At 71.2% G+C, this 5,160-nt stretch carries 5 protein-coding genes; 2 read left to right on the top strand and 3 right to left on the bottom strand.

Translation table 11 applies throughout. The annotated features are described in order from the left end of the window. A partial coding sequence (locus WBP48_RS06040; RefSeq protein ID WP_424437580.1) for a DEAD/DEAH box helicase occupies positions 1-1,262 on the bottom strand: 1,262 nt, incomplete at its 3' end. A 171-nt stretch (positions 1,263-1,433) separates the two neighbouring features. Here WBP48_RS06040 and WBP48_RS06035 point away from each other — a divergent pair. After that, positions 1,434-2,150 carry a ferritin-like fold-containing protein gene (locus WBP48_RS06035; RefSeq protein ID WP_424437577.1) on the top strand — a complete coding sequence of 239 codons (717 nt, stop codon included), beginning with the start codon at positions 1,434-1,436 and terminating at the stop codon, positions 2,148-2,150. A gap of 21 nt (positions 2,151-2,171) precedes the next feature. Here WBP48_RS06035 and WBP48_RS06030 read toward each other — a convergent pair whose 3' ends face one another. Both WBP48_RS06030 and WBP48_RS06025 read right to left on the bottom strand, forming a co-directional pair. Then, entirely contained in the window at positions 2,172-2,462 is a 291-nt protein-coding gene (locus WBP48_RS06030) for a hypothetical protein (RefSeq protein WP_424437574.1), read from the bottom strand. Positions 2,463-2,482: 20 nt separating this feature from the next. Beyond that, positions 2,483-2,707, bottom strand: a complete 225-nt coding sequence (locus WBP48_RS06025; RefSeq protein ID WP_424437571.1) for a DUF3107 domain-containing protein — start codon at positions 2,705-2,707, stop codon at positions 2,483-2,485. Between the two features lie 154 nt (positions 2,708-2,861). On the opposite strand from WBP48_RS06025, the gene WBP48_RS06020 reads away from it, so the two are divergent. Then, positions 2,862-5,160, top strand: a 2,299-nt coding sequence (locus tag WBP48_RS06020; RefSeq protein ID WP_424437568.1) for a UvrD-helicase domain-containing protein, incomplete at its 3' end; no start/stop codon positions are given.

Genomic DNA, 5,160 nt, shown 5'->3' with positions numbered 1-5,160 from the left:
GAATCGCCGTCGGCATCCGCCGCGGCGTCCGCCGCCCGCCCGGGACGCTGCGTCCGCACGGTTTCGGTCTTGGGCCCCTTCGCGATGCGGCCCTTGGTGCCGGCGGGGATGTCGAGGTCGGTGTAGAGGTGCGGGCTGGACGAGTAGGTCTCGACGGGCTCGGGCTGCCCGAAGTCGAGCGCCCGGTTGATGAGCGCCCACTTGTGCAGGTCGTCCCAGTCCACGAACGTCACAGCGATGCCGGTCTTGCCGGCGCGGCCGGTACGGCCGGCGCGGTGCAGGTAGGTCTTCTCGTCGTCGGGGATCGTGTGGTTGATGACGTGGGTGACGTCATCGACGTCGATGCCGCGCGCGGCGACATCCGTCGCGATCAGCACATCCTTCTTGCCCGCCTTGAACGCGGCCATCGACCGCTCGCGCGACTCCTGGCTCATGTCGCCGTGCACCGCTCCCGCGTTGAAACCGCGGTCGTTCAACTCGTCGACGAGCTTCTGTGCGGCGCGCTTGGTGCGGGTGAAGACGACGGTTCGGCCGCGCCCCTCGGCCTGCAGGATTCGGGCGATGATCTCGTCCTTGTCGAGTGCGTGTGCGCGGTAGACGAGGTGGCGGATGTTGGCCTGCGTCAGCCCCTCGTCGGGGTCGGTCGCGCGGATGTGGATGGGGTTCGACATGAACCGGCGCGCGAGCGCGACGATCGGGCCTGGCATGGTGGCCGAGAACAGCTGCGTGTGGCGGACGGCAGGCACCTTCTGGAAGATCTTCTCGATATCGGCGAGGAAGCCGAGGTCGAGCATCTTGTCTGCCTCGTCGAGCACGACTTCGGTCGCATGCGACAGGTCCAGCAGGCGCTGGCCCGCCAGGTCGATGAGACGGCCGGGGGTTCCGACGACGATCTGAGCGCCCGCCTTGAGCTGGTCGATCTGGCCCTCGTAGGCTTTACCGCCGTAGATCGCGACCACGCTCGTGGAGCGGTTCTGCGTCAGCATGTCCATGTCCTCGTAGACCTGGACGGCGAGCTCACGCGTCGGGACGACGATCAGGGCCTTGACACCCGGCGCCGGGTCGGGGCCGAGACGTTGGACGACGGGGATGCCGAAGCCGAAGGTCTTGCCGGTGCCGGTCTTGGCCTGGCCGATGATGTCCTGCCCGGGAATGCCGAGAGGAATCGTCTGCTCCTGGATCGGAAAGGCATCCACGATGCCCTTCGCCGCGAGGGCCTCGACGATGTCGGCGTCGACGCCGAGCTCGGAGAATGTCGTCACGATACGTGCCTGTCTGGCGGTGAGAGTCCGCCTGGTGAGGAAGTCCACGCCCTTCACTCAGCCACAGGCGCGGTGGTCCCGATCCATCGCCGGGACTAACCCAGCCTACCGGAGGTGCCCGCGAGCGCCGCTGTCGAGCGGTCATCCGGCGCTCCGCCGTAGGCTGTCGGTGTGGTGACCTGGCCCTGGCAGCGCAAGCGCCCCCCCGCGCTCGCGCTGAAGGTGAGATCGCGCGGCGACTTCGGCGACGTCAATCGCGTGGACTTCGCTGAGCTCGCCTCGGACATCGACACCTACCTGGGGCAGGCGGCCTACCTCCAGCTCGGTTACTTCGAGACGCTGAGCGCGCTCATCGCTCCGACTCCGGACCTCACCCGCAAGGAATCGTTGTCGCTCGCAGCGGGCGCCGCTCTCCTCAAGCACCGCGAGCTCGTCGCGCTCATCCGCGAGCGCGGCGATGACCCCCTCGACCTCATGCTGCCGTTCCGCGAGCCGCTCGATGCCTTCCGCCGCGCCACGCACGGCGCAAGGCCCCTGGAGACCATGCTGTCGGTGCACATCACGGCGGGCATGCTCGACGATTTCTATGTCGCGCTGTCGGCGAGCTACGGCGCGACGGGCGACCGCGTCGCGCAGATCCTCGCCGCCGACGACGACCGTCAGGCCCTCGTGCAGATCCTCGCGCGGGAGATCGTCGTGGACGACGAGTGGAAGTCGCTGCTCGCGCTGTGGGGGCGACGGCTCGTGGGCGACACGCTCCTCGTCGCGCGCAGCGCGCTGCGACCGCACGTGCTCGACGCTGCCGAGGAGAGCAGGGTCGAGCCGGTGTTCACCGACCTGCTCGGCGCGCATTCGCGCCGCATGGCCGCGATGGGACTCGACGCCTGAGCTTTCCTGCGGGGCGGGCCGTCAGGCGATCCGCATGCGGACCCTCTCGCGCGTGTCATGCGCCGCGCGGGTGCGCGTGAGGATCGTCAGGGTGACGGGCACGACGGCGACGGGGACGGCGATCGACACGAGCCACAGCCACGGGCTCGTCGTGTCAAGGCCCGCCCAGGTCAGGGCGAGCCAGGCCGCACCACCGGTGACGGTGCCGAGGATCGGCGCCAGCACGCCGCCGCGCGACGTGCGTCCCGGCATGAGGTAGTGCAGCACGGCACCGTAGGCCGTGCCGAAGAGGAAGGCGAGGAGGATTTCCACGTCGACGGAGCAGCGCCGCGTCAGGCGACGAATCCGACGCGGCGGGACTCCTCGGTCCCGACCTCGATGAAGGTGATGCCCTCCGTCGGCACGATGTAGGTGTTGCCCTTGACGTCGGCGAACGTGACGAACGAGACGTCGGAATCGAGCGCCTTCTCGATCGTCTTGGTGACTTCTGCCGCCGGCAGGGCGGACTCGAAGTTGAGCTCTCGCGGGGTGTTCGCGATGCCGATGCGGATCTCCACGGATGACTGCCTTCACTGTGCTGGGAATCGTGCGTCCGAGGTGTCGGTCGCCCCTCGACTCTACGACACCCGCGTACCTCGCCGGCGGCTCCGCGGCGGAGTCGCCGCTCGCTGTGCGCGAACGGCGTCGGAGGGGGCGGCTACCGTGAAGGACATGGATGCCGAACCTGCGCAGCACACTGCGGAGCCGGTTCTCGACCGGCACCAGCGCGCCGTCGTCGCGCTCCCCGCGGACGTGTCAGGGGTGGTCGCGGGGGCACCGGGGTCGGGCAAGACGACGGCTGCGGTCGCGCGCGTCGCCGCCCTGCTGCGCTGCGGTTCCGACCCGGGCGGCGGGGTGCAGGCGCTCCGTCCGGAGCAGGTGCTCGTGCTGACGCCGACCCGGCAGGCCGCGACCGTGCTGCGCGATCGGCTGGCGCTCGCCGTCGCCGTCGCCACCCCGGGAGCCCTCGCCCGGTCGGTCGCCGCGTTCGCGTATCAGATCGTGCGGGCGCACGCCGTGCACACCGGCGCCGAGCCTCCCCAACTGCTGACCGGCGCAGACGAGGACCAGCTGATCGCCGACCTGCTCGACGGCGACGCCGAGGACGAGGCAGACGGCATCCGCCGATGGCCGGCGACGCTTCCTGCGCCGGTCCGTGCGACACGGGGCTTCCGCACCGAGCTGCGCACCTTTCTCGCCGAGTGCGCGCAGCTGGGCATCGAGCCCGACCACCTCGCGTCGCTCGCCCGGCGTCACGGGGTGGCGGAATGGGATGCCGCGGCATCCTTCTCGCGTGAGTACCTCTCGGTGCGTGCGTACCTGCGCGGCGCCCACCGCGACGCCGCGGGAATGGTCCGCGAAGCGCTCGGTCTCGTGCGGACGGCGGATGCCGGATCGCCCGCGATGGCGACTGTCGAGCGGCTCGCGGCCATCGTCGTCGACGACGCGCAGGAGCTCACCCTGGGCGGCGTCGAGCTGCTCGAGGCGTGTCGGGCGCGCGGAGTGGCGGTGCTCACGTTCGGCGATCCCGATGTCGGCTCGGGCGCGTTCCGGGGCGCGAGCCCGGAGAACTTCGCGCGGCTCACGACTTCTTCTCCCCTGTTCGTGCTGCCGCAGATCCACCGCGGCACGCCGGGGCAGCGGCGGCTCATCGCGGAGCTCACGGCGCGCATCGGCGCCGTGGGCGTCGTCGCGCACCGCAGCCGTGCCGAAGCCGTGGACGGGGTCGATACGGACCAGCCTGACGACAGCGTGCGGACGCTGACGGCGCGCTCGGTCGGCGAAGAGCAGGACCTCATCGCACGACTGCTGCGGGAACGGCACGTGCACGACGGCGTCCCGTGGAGCCGCTGCGCCGTCATCGCGCACGACACCCGCCAGGTCGCGGCTCTCGAGGCGGAGCTCGCAGCCCGCGAAGTGCCCACGCGCGCGACCGGGCAGTTGCGACCGCTCGCGGAGATGCGTGCCGTCGGAGACGTCCTGCGCCTCGTGCTGCTGGCCGCGAAGCCTGCCGACGAATGGACGCACGACGATGTGCTCGCCGCGCTGGGCGGTGGGGGCATGGATCCGGTAGACATCCGCCGTCTGCGGGCGGGGCTGCGTCACGCCGCGCTGCAGCAGGAGTCGGCTGCTCGGGAGCCGGATGACGAAGAGCGCGGATCTGACGCGACCGGCGCGGGCACCGTACCGGTCGCCGCGGCATCCTCTCCCGCGGCGAGCGGCGCGCAACTGCTGGCATCGGCACTGCGTCACCCGCTCGAGTTCGGCTTGCTCGACACGCGCGAGAGTCGCCGGGCGGAGCGCATCGCCCGGACGCTGCAGCGCCTGCGCGACGCGTGGGAATCGTCACTCGCCGACCCCGGCGCCGGACCCACTGCGCACGAACTGCTATGGACGGCATGGGAGGGGTTGGGCGCCGAGCGGGGTTGGGCTGCCGCAGCGTCGGGCACCGGCCCGATCGCGGCGCAGGCGGGGCGTGAACTCGACGGGATCGTCGCGCTGTTCCAGGCGGCCAAGCGCCATGGTGAGCGGGAAGACGGTACGACGCCGCTGGCGTTCCTGCGCGGCGTGCTCGACTCCGATGTGGCCGAGGACCGGCTCGACGGAAGCGACGAGGCGGACGTCGTCCGCATCCTCACACCCGCAGGTGCACTGGGTGCTGAGTTCGACACGGTCGTCGTCGCCGGGGTGCAGGACGGCGTCTGGCCGAATCTGCGGTCGCGCGGCAGCCTGCTGCAGACCTGGCGGCTCGCCGACGCGGTGGCGGGCGCCGACGTCGCGCCGGGTACCCTGGACCGCCGCCGCGAAGTGCTGGGTGACGAACTGCGGCTGTTCGCGCGGGCGTGCTCACGCGCCCGCCAGTTGCTCGTCGTCACCGCCGTGGACGATGACGACACCGGGCCGAGCCCGCTTTTCGAGCTGCTGCCGCCACCGCAGACGGTGCCGCGTGCGACGGAGCACCCGCTGACCC

It is taken from the genome of Microbacterium sp. (assembly GCF_049661145.1).
Taxonomy (GTDB): Bacteria; Actinomycetota; Actinomycetes; order Actinomycetales; family Microbacteriaceae; genus Microbacterium.
This window is presented reverse-complemented; position numbering and strand designations above follow the sequence as displayed.